Origin of the sequence: Algoriphagus mannitolivorans DSM 15301, assembly GCF_000429425.1 — a bacterium.
In the GTDB taxonomy this organism is placed as follows: domain Bacteria; phylum Bacteroidota; class Bacteroidia; order Cytophagales; family Cyclobacteriaceae; genus Algoriphagus; species Algoriphagus mannitolivorans.
The window spans coordinates 67,588-81,631 of record NZ_AUBV01000014.1; the positions used below are offsets into that span (position 1 = coordinate 67,588).

General features: G+C 44.0%; 14 protein-coding genes. 6 read left to right on the forward strand and 8 right to left on the reverse strand.

Annotated elements, in window-relative coordinates; all coding sequences use genetic code 11:
* Window positions 1–208 precede the first annotated feature (208 nt).
* A complete protein-coding gene (locus G458_RS0114765) occupies window positions 209–1,735 on the reverse strand; it encodes a P-loop NTPase family protein (protein ID WP_026952570.1) in 1,527 nt (508 codons plus the stop codon).
* Window positions 1,736–1,740: 5 nt separating this feature from the next.
* Window positions 1,741–2,841, reverse strand: a complete 1,101-nt coding sequence (locus G458_RS0114770) for a vWA domain-containing protein (RefSeq protein WP_026952571.1) — start codon at window positions 2,839–2,841, stop codon at window positions 1,741–1,743.
* Between the two features lie 145 nt (window positions 2,842–2,986).
* On the opposite strand from G458_RS0114770, the gene G458_RS0114775 reads away from it, so the two are divergent.
* On the forward strand, window positions 2,987–3,211 hold the full coding sequence (locus G458_RS0114775) for a hypothetical protein (protein WP_026952572.1): 225 nt from the start codon (window positions 2,987–2,989) through the stop codon (window positions 3,209–3,211).
* A 6-nt stretch (window positions 3,212–3,217) separates the two neighbouring features.
* On the opposite strand, the gene G458_RS20980 is transcribed toward G458_RS0114775, so the two are convergent.
* The gene (locus G458_RS20980; protein ID WP_035468312.1) at window positions 3,218–3,631 is read right to left on the reverse strand and encodes a type II toxin-antitoxin system VapC family toxin; all 414 of its coding nucleotides are present in this window, start codon (window positions 3,629–3,631) and stop codon (window positions 3,218–3,220) included.
* Window positions 3,624–3,881: a DUF6364 family protein gene (locus tag G458_RS20985; protein ID WP_051287353.1), complete on the reverse strand. Its 258-nt coding sequence runs from the start codon at window positions 3,879–3,881 to the stop codon at window positions 3,624–3,626. Before G458_RS20985 ends, G458_RS20980 begins: the two co-directional genes overlap by 8 nt.
* Before the next feature lie 175 nt (window positions 3,882–4,056).
* Here G458_RS20985 and queG point away from each other — a divergent pair, with 175 nt between their 5' ends.
* Window positions 4,057–4,998, forward strand: a complete 942-nt coding sequence (gene queG / locus G458_RS0114790; RefSeq protein WP_026952573.1) for a tRNA epoxyqueuosine(34) reductase QueG — start codon at window positions 4,057–4,059, stop codon at window positions 4,996–4,998.
* On the opposite strand, the gene nadC is transcribed toward queG, so the two are convergent.
* On the reverse strand, window positions 4,984–5,841 hold the full coding sequence (gene nadC, locus G458_RS0114795) for a carboxylating nicotinate-nucleotide diphosphorylase (protein WP_026952574.1): 858 nt from the start codon (window positions 5,839–5,841) through the stop codon (window positions 4,984–4,986). The genes queG and nadC overlap by 15 nt on opposite strands.
* Window positions 5,842–5,883: 42 nt before the next feature.
* On the reverse strand, window positions 5,884–6,279 hold the full coding sequence (locus tag G458_RS0114800; protein WP_026952575.1) for a DUF4783 domain-containing protein: 396 nt from the start codon (window positions 6,277–6,279) through the stop codon (window positions 5,884–5,886).
* Between the two features lie 136 nt (window positions 6,280–6,415).
* On the opposite strand from G458_RS0114800, the gene gpmI reads away from it, so the two are divergent.
* Entirely contained in the window at window positions 6,416–7,936 is a 1,521-nt protein-coding gene (gene gpmI, locus G458_RS0114805; protein WP_026952576.1) for a 2,3-bisphosphoglycerate-independent phosphoglycerate mutase, read from the forward strand.
* 3 nt (window positions 7,937–7,939) lie between these two features.
* Entirely contained in the window at window positions 7,940–8,497 is a 558-nt protein-coding gene (locus G458_RS0114810) for a hypothetical protein (RefSeq protein ID WP_026952577.1), read from the forward strand.
* 35 nt (window positions 8,498–8,532) lie between these two features.
* Here the strand turns inward: G458_RS0114810 and G458_RS0114815 are convergent, their stop codons facing one another.
* On the reverse strand, window positions 8,533–10,212 hold the full coding sequence (locus G458_RS0114815; RefSeq protein WP_157359814.1) for an amidase: 1,680 nt from the start codon (window positions 10,210–10,212) through the stop codon (window positions 8,533–8,535).
* A 74-nt stretch (window positions 10,213–10,286) separates the two neighbouring features.
* On the opposite strand from G458_RS0114815, the gene G458_RS0114820 reads away from it, so the two are divergent.
* Window positions 10,287–10,724, forward strand: a complete 438-nt coding sequence (locus G458_RS0114820) for a hypothetical protein (RefSeq protein WP_026952579.1) — start codon at window positions 10,287–10,289, stop codon at window positions 10,722–10,724.
* Between the two features lie 34 nt (window positions 10,725–10,758).
* Here G458_RS0114820 and G458_RS0114825 read toward each other — a convergent pair whose 3' ends face one another.
* Entirely contained in the window at window positions 10,759–11,052 is a 294-nt protein-coding gene (locus tag G458_RS0114825) for a hypothetical protein (RefSeq protein ID WP_026952580.1), read from the reverse strand.
* A 145-nt stretch (window positions 11,053–11,197) separates the two neighbouring features.
* Here G458_RS0114825 and polA point away from each other — a divergent pair, with 145 nt between their 5' ends.
* A complete protein-coding gene (polA, locus tag G458_RS0114830; protein WP_026952581.1) occupies window positions 11,198–14,020 on the forward strand; it encodes a DNA polymerase I in 2,823 nt (940 codons plus the stop codon).
* Window positions 14,021–14,044: the final 24 nt, after the last annotated feature.

A 14,044-nucleotide genomic window follows, 5' to 3' on the forward strand; every position in this document is an offset into this window, starting at 1 on the left:
TTTCAAATTCCTCCATGGTCACTGGAAAGATTGACTAATGATAGTTACTCTGAACTGCTTTCTTTGGATTAGACTCGAATTGATTCAAAATATCTTCATCCTGAAGATTGAACAGCTAGGAGATTAGATTTATTTTTTTCTCTGCAATGGTCATATTTAACTCGTTTCAATGCTCAATTTAAAAAAAAAGAGGCTTTCGCCCCTTCTTTTAATTATCGTCATCTTCCTCAAAATCGTCTTCATCCCCTGCCCCCATATCAAACATGGAGCTAAAAAGATCTTTGAATTGAAGTCCGGTGTCAAGTAGCTTTTTGCTTAATTGGGAATATTCGGCAAGGCCATGAAGGGCAAACTCCATGAAGAATTCTTTTTCCTTTTCCGGGAGAGTCTTCACCATCTGCGTGACTACTTCCTCAAGTCCTGGGACTGAGTGGAGAAGTGTTTTGTATTCCTTATCTGACTGGGAAGCCAAGATATCCAGTTCGTTTCCTTCTCCAAACCAAGCCAATGGAATCACATAGGGATTGCCATTCTTGTCTTTTTTCTTTTGTTCTGGAGATGGAAAATAATTCACAAACTGGCTTCTTATCGCTTTTCCAATCAAATTGTATGCAACCAAACCTGCGCCTTCCTGTTCTCCTTCATAGACCAGTTCGACTTTACCGGTAATCGCTGGAATCACCCCAATCAAATCTGCAATTCGGACGACCGTATTGCTTTCTCCATTGAGATAAAGTCTTCTTTCTGCAGCAGAAATCAGGTTTTCATAGGCTGAAATAGTCAAACGGGCAGAGACCCCACTTTTTTCGTCCACAAATTCTGAACCCCTTGCTTCCACGGCAATTTGCTCGATAAGGTCCTTCATCAGTTCTGGAACGTGGATATTTTCCACCGGCTTTCCTGCCAAATTTGCTTCTTGGGCGGTGATCTTTTTGCCGATTTCGATGGACTTGGGGTAGTGGGTGATGATTTGGCTTTCGATTCGGTCTTTGAGGGGAGTGACGATACTTCCCCGATTGGTATAATCCTCTGGATTGGCAGTAAAGACAAACTGAATGTCCAGTGGCAATCTTAATTTGAAACCGCGAATCTGAATATCTCCTTCTTGGAGGATATTGAACAAGGCCACCTGGATTCTGGCCTGTAAGTCCGGCAACTCGTTGATCACGAAAATGCACCGGTGAGAGCGTGGTACCAAGCCATAATGAATCACCCGCTCGTCGTTATAGCTGAGTTTCATGGTTGCGGCTTTGATTGGGTCCACATCTCCGATAAGGTCAGCTACAGAGACGTCAGGTGTGGCCAGTTTTTCCGCATAGCGATCATTTCTGTGTAGCCAAGAGATTGGTGCATCATCTCCTTTTTCTTCGATTAGATTTTTGGAAAATGAGGAAATTGGATGAAGTGGGTCGTCATTAAGTTCAGAGCCAAACACTACGGGGACATATTCATCCAAAAGCTGGGTCATCATCCTTGCAATCCGGGTTTTTGCCTGCCCGCGAAGCCCAAGCAAGTTGATGTTGTGTCTGGAAAGTATCGCCCGCTCGATGTCAGGAATGACGGTATCCTCATAGCCCCAAATTCCCTCGAAAACATTTTCCTTCCGCTTGATCTTCAGAATCAAGTTGTCACGGAGTTCTTCTTTGATGGATTTGGGCTGATAGCCGGCTGCTTTGAGTTGGCCTAAGGTTTTGATTTGTAAGCGTTGGGATCCAGAGAGTGTTTGGTAGTCCATGTGGTTTAGAATCGTTTGGTTCGGTTGCGTCTATAATCTTCAAAAATGAGATCGCCAAGTCCCTTCAGGCTGCTGTAGTAGGCATTTCCGTTGTTGACTTTGGTAAACTCTTTGACAAATTCCTTAAGATAGGGGTCCGAGGCGATCATAAAGGTCGTTACGGGGATTTTCAATTTTCGGCATTGGGCAGCTAGCTTAAGTGTTTCTGAAAGGATTTTGCTGTCTATGCCAAAGGCATTTTTGTAGTACTTGATCCCGACTTTGAGACAAGTGGGCTTTCCGTCAGTGATCATAAAGATCTGTTTATTGGGATTCTTTCTGCGTCGGAGCAGATCCATAGCGAGTTCCAAACCTGCCACGGTGTTGGTATGGTAAGGCCCGACTTGGAGGTAGGGTAAATCTTTGATTTCGATCTGCCAGGCATCATTTCCAAAGACAATGATATCCAGAGTATCCTTGGGGTATCGGGTTTTGATCAGTTCGGCCAAAGCCATGGCCACTTTTTTTGCAGGCGTTATCCTGTCCTCCCCATACAAAATCATTGAATGAGAAATATCGATCATCAATACGGTGGAGGTTTGGGACCGGAACTCAGTCTCCACTACTTCCAGATCGTCTTCTGTCAGCAGGTAATCTCCGGAAAGCCCATGATTGGCTTGGGCATTTCTTAGCGAATCGGTAAGAGCAATTTGATCCAAATTATCTCCAAATTCATAAGCTCTGCGATCGGTGCCACGCTCTTCTCCTTGGCCGGAATGGGTGGTTTTGTGCTGACCTGACTTTCCCCGCTTGAGTTTGCCGAAGATTTCTTCCAGTGCTGATTTACGGATGGTTTGCTCTGCTTTTCCGGTGATTTTAAATTCCCCTTTTTGGTTTTCCTCGGTTAGGTAGCCCTTGGTTTTGAGGTCCTCGATAAAGTCACCAATGCCGTAGTTGGGATTGGTGAGGTTGTAGCGCTTGTCCAAATTGGTAAGCCAACTCAGCGCCTCTGCTACATCTCCGCCGGTCATGGTGACCAGCTGAAGAAATATGTTCAGCAGATTTTCAAAGGTGTTTTTCTCCGGGTCTTGGGGAGGAATATATTGAGTGAATCGAAAGCCTTTCATAAGTAGATGTTAGACATTAGAAGCAAGACACCAATAGTAATTGGCTGTGATACAGAATCTAGCAATAAATTAACTGGAATCGTTGAAAGGTTAACAAAGCGAGGGGCAACTGAGTTTAGTATTTGGAACAAAATCCGGGGAAAACATGAAAAACTATCATAGCGCAGTAGGAATCGTGACGGGAGTGTTGATCTTGTTTGTCACCTTAATTCAATTCAATATTGACCAGGTTTTGATCTGGGGGATTTTTTTGGCTGCTCCGTTTTTGATTTTATGGATGGTATGGGCAGTATTGGCCGCGCCTGTAGAAATCGAGGAGACTTTTGAAGAACAGTGGTATCAGGATCGGGAGGATTTAAGAAGGGAGTAGGATAAATCAATTCTCAAAAAATTCTTTTGGGGTCAGAATGGGAATTCTTCCATCAGCTGTATTAAATCCGTTTTTATCTCTGGTAATGAAAAAATCCATATCATTTTCGATTGCTGTAAAATATTGAATAGCATCCTCTTTATCCTTGAAATCTGAATTCAATGAATTCAAGAGCACTTCCTTTCCTCCTGTAATGATATTGCCAAAATCAAAAAATTGAATCAATTTTTCTTCTGCATTAACCAGCTTTAAGCGGTCAACAGCCATGTAAACTATAGTTCCAATTGAATCTTCAGAAATAAAAAGACGGGCTTCACCTTTTTTTACAAGCTCAAGAAAAGGCAGGGAATCCTGTACAAAAGGTTCCCGATTTGCAATCAAGTCGAGTGCAACATTCGTGTCTAAAAAAATCCTAAACATATTTTTTATCTCGATGCTCTCTAGCCAGCTCCTTATCAGACTTATCCAATGCTTTGATTGGAGTCTCATTCTTAAGTCTTTCTAGAAATCTTGCAGCAGCGAGTTGTTCAGGAGTTTTTTCCAATTCTGGTTCTTCCTTTTCAAAGATATTCTCAATCATCTTGGAAAGAGAAATTCCCTGACTTGCTGCCTTTCTTTTGGCTTTTTCCACCACTTCTTTTTTGATGGTCAATGTTAGCTTCGTTTTCATATGTTATAATTATTATGGCCTCATGGAATTTCGCAAGAATGCTAATCAGTTTTCAAATAGAAGCCGGAGTCTTGCTCGAATTCCAAATTGCAAGTGTGTTATTTAAATATGCGTGTCTTTTTCTTCGAGTTTTCAATTTTCGCTTTAAAATGATTTAACCTACTTTTCGAGTCCTATGAGCTCCGCCGAAAAACATGCCCAAATCCTCAAATCCACCTCCAAGCGACTGGGTTTCGACTTTTGTGGAATTGCCAAAGCAGAATTTTTGGAATCTGAGGCCCCAAGACTGGAAGAATGGCTTAATCGGAATTATCAGGGAAAAATGGCCTATTTGGCCAATCATTTCGAAAAACGATTAGACCCCACCAAACTTGTGGAAGGAGCCAAAACGGTCGTTTCTCTCATTTATAACTACTATCCCGAAAAGCAGCTTCCCAATCAGCCGGAAGACCTCAAACTGGCCAAATATGCCTACGGTGAAGATTACCATGATGTGATTCGGACCAAACTAACCGAGTTTTTGGAAGTGCTTCGGGAAGAAATTGGTGAAATCAACGGGCGTTCCTTTGTGGATTCAGCTCCCATCATGGAGAGGCAATGGGCTCAACGAGCCGGATTGGGTTGGATCGGAAAAAACAGTCTGCTGCTGAACCGGCAAATGGGGAGCTTCTTCTTTTTGGCGGAGTTGATTATTGATCTGGAAGTCACACCCGACACGCCTTTAGCGAAAGACTATTGCGGGACTTGCACCGCCTGCATCGATGCCTGCCCGACGGATGCCATTGTGCAGCCGGAAGTGATTGATGGATCGAGGTGCATTTCTTATCTGACCATCGAATTAAAAGAAGCGATTCCTGATGAATTTGCTGGGAAGATGGAAAATTGGGTTTTTGGCTGCGATATCTGCCAAGATGTGTGTCCTTGGAACCGATTTTCGAGACCGCATCAGGAACCTGCTTTTCAACCTTCCGAGGAATTGGCTCAATTCTCCAAGCGGGAATGGAAAGAGATGACCGAGGAGACTTTTAAAAGGGTTTTTGCCAAGTCGGCTGTAAAGCGGACAAAGTTTTCCGGGATTAAGAGAAATGTTGAATTTCTGGATTTAAAAGGCCTTTAGGCTCATGTCCAAAGCCTGAACAGAATAGGTCAGCGCCCCCATGGAAATGTAGTCCACCCCGCATTCAGCTACGTCGGCCAGTGTTTCTGCAGTTATTCCCCCCGAGGCTTCGGTTGAATATTTTCCTCCAATCATCTTTACGGCTTCGCGCATCGTGGCATAGTCCATATTGTCCAGCATGATGAAGTCAATTTCTCCTACCTCAAGGACTTCTTGTACCTCTGCGAGATTCCGGGTTTCCACTTCAATTTTCAGATTTAGGCCCTTTTCCTTTAAATACTTTCGGGTTCTCTCGATAGCAGGACGTATCCCTCCGGCAAAATCCACATGGTTGTCTTTGAGCATGACCATGTCGTAAAGTGCAAAGCGGTGATTTACCCCTCCGCCGATAGCCACCGCCCATTTTTCCATCAATCGGAAATTTGGCGTGGTCTTCCGCGTATCCATCAGACGGGCTTTGGTATGGAGGATTAATTGAGTGAGCTGGTGGGTTTTGGTCGCAATGCCGCTCATGCGCTGCAGGCAATTGAGCACCAATCGTTCTGCAGAAAGGATGGAAGCTGAGGGCCCATAGACATGCAGTCCTATATCTCCTTTTTTGACAAGGTCACCGTCTTTTTTAAAAAACTCGACTTCCAAAATTGGATCCACCGCTTTAAAAATCAATTCAGCCATTTCCAGACCGGCAATTACCCCATCATCCTTGATCAGCAGCCTTGCCCGACCCTTTTGATCCGAAGGAATTGAGGCCAAAGAAGAATAATCTCCCGGGCCTATGTCTTCCTGAAGGGCGGATTGAATAAAATTATGGATGGCTTCTGGGGTCAGGTAGGCGGGCTTCATGAGGCAAAAATAGCCAAATCCCCCTTCTTGAGCCTTTTTCCCTTAGTTTTTTACAAAATCAAGACTATAAATCTTGTAAGCGCTTTGGGTTTGGGATACTTTGATGAACACTTTGAAATTTCCCGGAGAACTTAAATACTCCCCGATATAGGTGCTGATGCTTCCCTGATTTTCATTTTGGTAAAGGATGGAAAATCCCTGAGACGGATTTTTCTTGAAGAAATCCCTCAGCACCAATTCCGCCTGTGTCTTGGAGTAATCCCCCTGCTGTCCATTGATATTCAGGGAAATGCTACTGTCAAAAAATTTGGCAAGGTCATTACTTGACCCATTGCCCAAGGCTGCGATAATGGGATCGATGGTATGCACTTCCAACTCTGGTTTTTGCAGAGGAGTCAGGAAAATCCATAGAGACAGAAAAAGATTTAAAAACAACATCGCCCATAATTGGCAAAATCCAAGCCAAAAAAATGTACCGGAGATTCATTTTTGGGGGTCTCAAAAGGAAGGCGACAAGCAATGTCTAAAAATATTTGCTGGGGGACTTTGGGTTGAAAAGTAATATATTTGCCGCATGGATAAGAAAGTTTTACTGATGATTTTGGATGGCTGGGGTATTGCTACCAACCCGGCCGTTTCTGCGATTGATAAAGCCAAGACGCCTTTTGTGGATAGCTTATACACCAAATACCCCCATGCAACTCTGGAGGCATCCGGTTTGGCAGTAGGTCTTCCTGAAGGACAAATGGGTAATTCTGAGGTCGGTCACATGAATATCGGAGCCGGCCGTGTGGTCTATCAAGATTTAGTAAAAATTAACAAGGCAGTAGCTCAAGGGGAGCTTAATTCCCATCCGGTATTGGCTTCAGCCTTTTCCAAAGCCAAGGCTGGAAATAAAAAGATTCACTTCATTGGATTGGTTTCTGATGGGGGAGTACACGCCCATATTGATCATTTAAAGGGACTTTGCGATGCTGCCAAATTCCACGGAATGGAAAAGGTATTTATCCATGCTTTCACGGATGGAAGGGATACTGATCCAAAAGGCGGAATTAAATATTTGGAGGATCTTCAAAATCATCTGACCCATTCGGCTGGTCAAATTGCTTCCGTAGTGGGGAGATATTACGCCATGGATCGGGACAACAGATGGGAGCGAGTGAAGCTTGCTTATGATGCCTTGGTAAATGGAGAAGGCGAAAAGTCAAAGGATATTTTGGCGGCCATCAAAAAATCCTACAATAACAATGTAACAGATGAGTTTATCCGACCGATCATCCATGTAGGTGCGGACAACAAACCTCTCGCTATGATTGAGGAAGGTGACTTAGTGATCTGTTTCAATTTCCGAACCGACCGAGGCCGGGAAATCACTCAGGTTTTGACTCAAAAGGACTTTGAGGATTACAATATGAAGAAATTGGCCTTGGATTACGTCACCTTTACCAACTATGACGATACCTTCACGGGAGTTCAGGTATTATTTGATAAGGACAATCTCAATAATACACTTGGGGAGGTATTGGAGAAGGCTGGGAAAAAGCAAATCCGAATCGCTGAAACCGAAAAATATCCTCATGTGACATTCTTTTTCTCAGGAGGCAGGGAGAAAGAATTTGAAGGAGAAAGCCGCATTCTGTGTCCTTCTCCGAAAGTGGCTACTTATGACCTAAAGCCGGAGATGAGTGCCTTCGAAATTGCATCCAAAATCAACCCGGAGCTAAAAAAGAAGAGCGCGGACTTCATATGTCTGAATTTTGCAAATGCAGACATGGTGGGACATACCGGAGATTTTGATGCTGCTGTTAAGGCTTGTGAGGCAGTGGATACCTGCGCAAAAAGCGTCATTTCCACAGCTTTGGAAAATAACTATACGATCATCGTGATTGCAGACCATGGTAATTCCGACATGATGATCAACGAGGACGGTACACCAAACACCGCCCATACCACCAATCTTGTTCCTTTTATATTAGTAGATGCTCAAGACCAAATCCCTGTCAGAAACGGGAAACTGGGAGATTTGGCACCCACTATTCTAAAACTGATGGGTGTGGAGACCCCTTCTGAAATGACAGGGGATATCCTTATTTAAACCATGAAAATTTACAGATATCTAGTAATTGCCCTATTTGTAGGCTTAGGATTCAGTTGTGCTCCTTCATCGGAGAAAGTGGAGATGGAAAAGCTCCCCTACTTCGATCTGAAAAGCTTTATGAATTTGGAAATTTCCAAACTGGACTCCGTGCTGGTGACTAAAACCTCCCGGATCAATGGGAAAGAATCCATAGTGGATACCGTTTACAGTCAGCAGGATTTCAAGGAAGAGTTTGAGGTTTTTTATCAGGCAGATATCAACTTGCCTTCTTTGGCGACTTCCTACTCTACCGATGCTAAGTATGACTACCTAGTGCACAAGCTGTTGCCTGAAGCCAAAGGAAAAGTCAAGGAGATCGTGGTGAGATATCATCAGAGTTATCCTTCTTCCATCACTATTAAAATGAAGGAAGAAAACCTGTTTTATTCCACCACCACCATTGGGGAGCTTTACATGAGTCAACTGACCAATAAGGTGGATCATTATACCATCGAGACTACCCAAAAGGTGATCTTCTTGGATCCCACCAATATCAAAATCCAAGGAATTTTGAAATAAGAAAAAATGCCCGAAATCATCTTCCGGGCATTTTTTTATCGGTCGAAAAGCGGAGGGCGCTTAGCTTGCCAGTCTGTGTTTTCCTGAATCAACCTTCCCAGCATGATGAGTTTTTCCTCTTCAAAAAGATTGCCTAGCAGAGTAATGGAGGTCGGGCTTCCGTTACTTCCAAATCCATTGGGAAGACAAAGTGCAGGATGACCGGTTAGGTTGGTGATTTGAAGCTGCTGCCCAGCAAAAGATGGAGTGACAATGACATCATAGTCTTTCATCAGCTGATACATTTCTTGGATCAGGAGGCTTCTTTGACGGCTCATCTGGACATATTCTACTGCAGGTATAAATCTAGCCGACCTAAATAAATTGGGCCAGGCATTTCTGCCCTGCGCGACGAGCTGATCATCCAAGTTTAGTCGTGTCAACTCATCAAATGCAGCGGCACCCTCGACCATGAGCATGCTCACCAATGGGGCAGGATTGATTGAGGTTTTTAATTCCAAAGGATGAAGTTCGATTCCTTGGCTTCTCAACACCTCTAAGACTGCCTTGTCATTTTCAATTCCTGGGCGTTCACCTTCAAAGAAAGATTGGAAATACCCGATTTTGAGTGCTTTGACATTGTTTTTTGCAGAATAGTTAAAAGCGGCGGGAATGGTAGAAGGATCCTTTGGGTCTATCCCTTGAATGGTCGCAAGGACGATTGCATTGTCCAAAGCAGATCTGGAAATAGGGCCTATTTTATCCATGGACCAGCTCAAGGCCATAGCTCCATGTTTGCTCACCCTCCCGAAAGTTGGGCGGAGACCTGTTACTCCATTACGGGTGGAGGGAGACACAATGGAGCCTAGGGTTTCTGTGCCGATAGCAAAAGGCACCAATCCTGCACTCACTGCTGAGGCGGAACCTGCTGAAGATCCACTGGAACCTTGTTTCAGATTCCAAGGGTTTTTGGTCACTCCACCATACCAAATGTCTCCCATAGCCAAGGCCCCGAGAGTAAATTTCCCAACGAGTACTGCTCCTGCATCTTCCAGCTTTTCTACCACGGTGGCTGTTTCATCAATGACTTGATCCTTGTAGGGCATTGCTCCCCAAGTTGTTTTGGTACCGGGTACAGCCAGAAGATCTTTGATTCCATAGGGAATTCCATGCAAAGGGCCTCTGTATTTTCCGGAGGCTAGCTCTTGATCCATTTGCCGGGCTTTTTGCAAGGCAGACTCTTCCATAAGCGTAATTAGGCACTGCAAGGTGTCGGAATAAGTCTTGATCCGGTCCAGATAGATTTGGGTCAATCGCTCCGAACTCAATTTTTTGGATTGGATCAAAACTGCCAATTGATGGACAGGAAGATAGGCGATGTCATGATCTTGGGAAGGCAATTCCACCGTATTGGGAAGGCCCCAATCCAGAGGTTTTTGGGTTTGATTTGGGAAAAAACCCTGAGGAAGTGGATTGAAAATCAAGGCCGGGGCCACTGAGTTTTCCAGGGTGATTTTTCTGAGATTTTCCAGGTTGGTCCTTTGGTTGCTGAGATTGGTAAGCATACTGTCTTTCTCAGAGTTGGTGAAAGACAAGCCTATCAGATCCGCAGCCGAATCAATGGTAGCGGGAGTTATTTCTCCCATATTTCTCCCAAGGTTGAATCCCAAAAGCAGAAAGGTAATGGCTCCTCCTGCAAGAAAAGGCCATTTGGTGTGGTGGAGTTTTCGTTTCATTGGATAGTTTTGTATTAGAACCAAACATTCTTCGCCTGAAGGTGTTCATTTAGCCCAAAAAAATCAAACCGTTCATGGATCAAAGACCAAGCTTTCCTGTATTCCCCATGCATTTTCGGGGCTTACTTTTATTGGCCGGGATTTACACGATTTGTTGGTCTGCATTCTATAGATATGCAGGGGAAGAATTGCTTCGCTGGCTGTCCCTGGGAAGCCCTGAATTGGAGGCCATGCCTCATTCAGCATTTGGGATTTTTGGAATCGTGCTGGGCTTGGTGATTTTTGTTTCAGCATTTTATCCAGTAAGCTGGGTGTGGCTAATATTGGCAGGAATTGGTGGAAAAATAATCTCAGCGATCTGGTTTTCCTTGGGCTTTGCGCCGGAGCTAGGCTGGAATAAGAGGAGTATTTTTTATCTGGTTTTTAATGAACTTCTCTGGCTAATTCCATTGATATTGATATTTCTGAGAAGCCTTCAGGTTAAAAATTATCTAAATGAATCAGAAAAATAAAAAATAAAGGGGTCAACTTCAGACCCCTTTATTTTTAAGTCAAAAGAATCAAAAGAAGGAGGATAATCACAATTGCCCCGAATGAAATGTAGATACCGTTTCCGTCGGCCTTTTTCTTCATTTCCTTCATTTCGGCTTTGAGTTCCTTTATCTCTTCTTTGCTCATGGAACTAAAATCCATTGCTTTGATCTCGTCAATCCTGCTCTCCATTTTTTCCAGAAGAATCTGCTGTTCTTCAGTTAAATCTTTTTTGGGCTTTTTAATTGGAGCCGCCTCGAGGAACCCAATGGATCCCAGTAGGATTAGAAATGTCAGGAGTTTTTTCATAGTTGTTTTATTTGGTTAAGATTGATTAAAAACATTTCCCTTTGGGCGCAAAGGGAAACAAGAACTCAAATTTTATATTCCTGAACGCTTTCGAAAAGTTGTAACTTAACCCTTTGAAAGCTGACAAGATTAAATTAAACGTATAATGTCTCAAAAACAAGCCCACAAACTTTTTCTTCTGGATGCCATGGCCTTGATTTATCGGGCTCATTTTGCTTTTAGCAAAAACCCGAGGGTTAATTCCAAAGGATTGAATACCGGTGTGATGCTGGGATTTACCAATACATTGCTAGAAGTATTGGAAAAAGAAAAACCAAGTCATATCGCAGTTGCATTTGATTTGCCAGGCCCGACTTTTAGGCATGTCCAATATGAGCTATACAAAGCCAATCGACAAGACCAGCCCGAAGATATCACGACCTCCATCCCTTGGGTGAAAGAAATTGTCAAGGCATTTAATATTCCCATTTTGGAAATGGACGGATTTGAAGCTGATGATGTGATCGGGACTATTGCCAAAAAAGCCGAAAAAGAAAGCTTTACCGTGTACATGATGACTCCCGATAAGGATTACGGGCAGATCGTGGACGACCATATTTTTCTCTACAAACCAGCCTTTATGGGCAACGGTGTGGACGTTTTAGGGCCAAAGCAAGTATGTGCCAAATGGGATATCGAGCATGTGGATCAGGTTCGGGATATCCTGGGACTTATGGGAGATGCTGTGGATAATATTCCGGGGATTCCCGGGATAGGGGAAAAGACCGCAGTGAAATTGCTCAAGGAATATGGTACTGTGGAAGGTCTGATCGCCAATGTGGACAAGCTGAAAGGAAAGCAAAAGGAAAACGTCGAAAACTTTGCTCAGCAAGGGATCATGTCTAAAGAGTTGGCGACGATCAAGACAGATGTGCCGGTAGATTTTAATGAGGAAGATCTTCGGTACGAAGGATTCGATGAAGAAAAACTCCGGGCCATTTTCACAGAATTGGAGTTTCGTACTCTGGCAAGCAGGATATTTAAAGACGGAACCGGTAAAAAGGCTGCAATTGCTGCGCCGGCACAAATGGAGCTTTTCGGAGCAGCGGCATCTGTGGCTTCAAGTTCCGAATCGGGCGAAGATGCTCCACCGGCATTTGAGGTTCCGGTAACGCTGGATACGATCCATTCCAATGTCCATAATTATCACAAAATCAAAGGACCTGCAGCCGTAAAAGAGCTGGTGGAATACTTGCTGCTTCAGAAGGAACTCTGTTTTGATACGGAAACAACCGACTTGGATGCCATGAAGGCGGAATTGGTGGGACTTTCATTTTCCTATGTGGAAGGGGAGGCATACTACGTTCCCGTTTCCGAAAACCAGGAGGAGACTCAGGAGATTTTGGAGATCCTCCGTCCTGTATTCGAAAATGAAGAGATCCTCAAAATCGGCCAAAACATCAAATACGACATGCTTGTGCTGAAGAACTATGGCATTGAGGTCAAAGGCCTTTTGTATGATACTATGCTGGCTCATTACTTGATAGAGCCGGAAGGAAAACACAGCATGGATTGGCTTGCCCAGCAGTATCTGAATTATAGGCCGGTTTCCATCACCGAGCTGATCGGCAAGAAAGGGAAAAACCAAGGCAACATGCGGGATGTGGACGAGGATGAGGTCACTGCCTATGCTTCAGAAGATGCGGACATCACTCTGCAGCTGAAAAAGAAATTTGATCCCATTTTGAAATCCAATGGGCTGGAGAAACTTTTTGATGAGGTCGAAAACCCTCTTATTCGGGTTTTGACCGACATGGAATTTGAAGGAGTTCGGATTGATACCGAGAGTTTGGCGGAGCTTTCGGTGGCACTTGAGGAGGAAAGTAAAGAAATTGAAAAGCGAGTCTATGAACTGGCTGGAGTGAGATTCAATCTGGCTTCCCCAAAGCAGTTGGGAGAAGTACTCTTCGAAAAACTCAAACTTGACCCTAAGGCCAAAAAAACCAAGACCGGCCAATACGCCACGGGAGAGGAGATTTTGAGCAAGATGGCAGATGAGCATGAGATTGCCCAGGCAATTTTGGATTTCCGCCAAATGGTCAAGCTTAAGTCCACCTATGTGGATGCCCTTCCTACCATGATCAATTCCAAGACCGGAAGAATCCACACCACTTACAATCAGTTTGTGGCTGCGACGGGCCGCTTGTCTTCCATCAATCCCAACTTGCAGAATATTCCAATTAGAACTGCCAGAGGGAGAGAAATCCGAAAGGCATTTGTCCCTAGAGATGAAAACCACATCCTGCTTTCTGCGGATTATTCCCAGATAGAGCTTCGCCTGATGGCCGCGTTCTCTCAGGATGAGTCCATGCTGGAGGCATTCAAGAATGGACGGGATATTCATGCTACTACAGCCGCGAAAATATTTAAAGTGGACTTGGAAGAAGTCACCTCTGACATGAGAAGAAAAGCCAAGACGGCCAACTTTGGGATCATCTATGGGATTTCGGCTTTTGGCTTGGCACAGCGGCTTTCTATTCCCCGAACTGAGGCCAAGGAGATTATCGATGCTTATTTCAATGAATTTCCTGCGGTAAAGGAATACATGGATGGAGCAATCGAAAAAGCCCGGAAAAACGAATATGTAGAAACAATCCTTGGTCGCCGACGCTACCTCAGGGACATCAATAGCCGAAACCAGACCATGCGGGGATTTGCAGAGCGAAATGCCATTAATGCCCCTCTGCAAGGTTCAGCTGCAGATTTGATCAAGGTTGCCATGATTCATGTTCATCAATGGATGAAAAAGGAAAAGTTAAAGTCCAAGATGATTCTTCAGGTACACGATGAATTGGTATTTGATGCACACAAGGATGAGGTGGAAATTCTGAAAAAGAACATCCCGGGTCTGATGTCCAATGCAATCAAACTTCCTGTGCCAATCGAAGTGGAGGTAGGAGTAGGTTCTGATTGGTTGGAAGCGCATTAGGATTGAAAGACTGAAAAATTTCAA

Bases quoted from the DNA above. Each gene is read 5' to 3' on its own strand.
- G458_RS0114765 (WP_026952570.1), bottom strand. From the start codon at position 1,735: ATGGACTACCAAACACTCTCTGGATCCCAACGCTTACAAATCAAAACC.
- G458_RS0114770 (WP_026952571.1), bottom strand. From the start codon at position 2,841: ATGAAAGGCTTTCGATTCACTCAATATATTCCTCCCCAAGACCCGGAG.
- G458_RS0114775 (WP_026952572.1), top strand. From the start codon at position 2,987: ATGAAAAACTATCATAGCGCAGTAGGAATCGTGACGGGAGTGTTGATC.
- G458_RS20980 (WP_035468312.1), bottom strand. From the start codon at position 3,631: ATGTTTAGGATTTTTTTAGACACGAATGTTGCACTCGACTTGATTGCA.
- G458_RS20985 (WP_051287353.1), bottom strand. From the start codon at position 3,881: ATGAAAACGAAGCTAACATTGACCATCAAAAAAGAAGTGGTGGAAAAA.
- queG (WP_026952573.1), top strand. From the start codon at position 4,057: ATGAGCTCCGCCGAAAAACATGCCCAAATCCTCAAATCCACCTCCAAG.
- nadC (WP_026952574.1), bottom strand. From the start codon at position 5,841: ATGAAGCCCGCCTACCTGACCCCAGAAGCCATCCATAATTTTATTCAA.
- G458_RS0114800 (WP_026952575.1), bottom strand. From the start codon at position 6,279: ATGTTGTTTTTAAATCTTTTTCTGTCTCTATGGATTTTCCTGACTCCT.
- gpmI (WP_026952576.1), top strand. From the start codon at position 6,416: ATGGATAAGAAAGTTTTACTGATGATTTTGGATGGCTGGGGTATTGCT.
- G458_RS0114810 (WP_026952577.1), top strand. From the start codon at position 7,940: ATGAAAATTTACAGATATCTAGTAATTGCCCTATTTGTAGGCTTAGGA.
- G458_RS0114815 (WP_157359814.1), bottom strand. From the start codon at position 10,212: ATGAAACGAAAACTCCACCACACCAAATGGCCTTTTCTTGCAGGAGGA.
- G458_RS0114820 (WP_026952579.1), top strand. From the start codon at position 10,287: ATGGATCAAAGACCAAGCTTTCCTGTATTCCCCATGCATTTTCGGGGC.
- G458_RS0114825 (WP_026952580.1), bottom strand. From the start codon at position 11,052: ATGAAAAAACTCCTGACATTTCTAATCCTACTGGGATCCATTGGGTTC.
- polA (WP_026952581.1), top strand. From the start codon at position 11,198: ATGTCTCAAAAACAAGCCCACAAACTTTTTCTTCTGGATGCCATGGCC.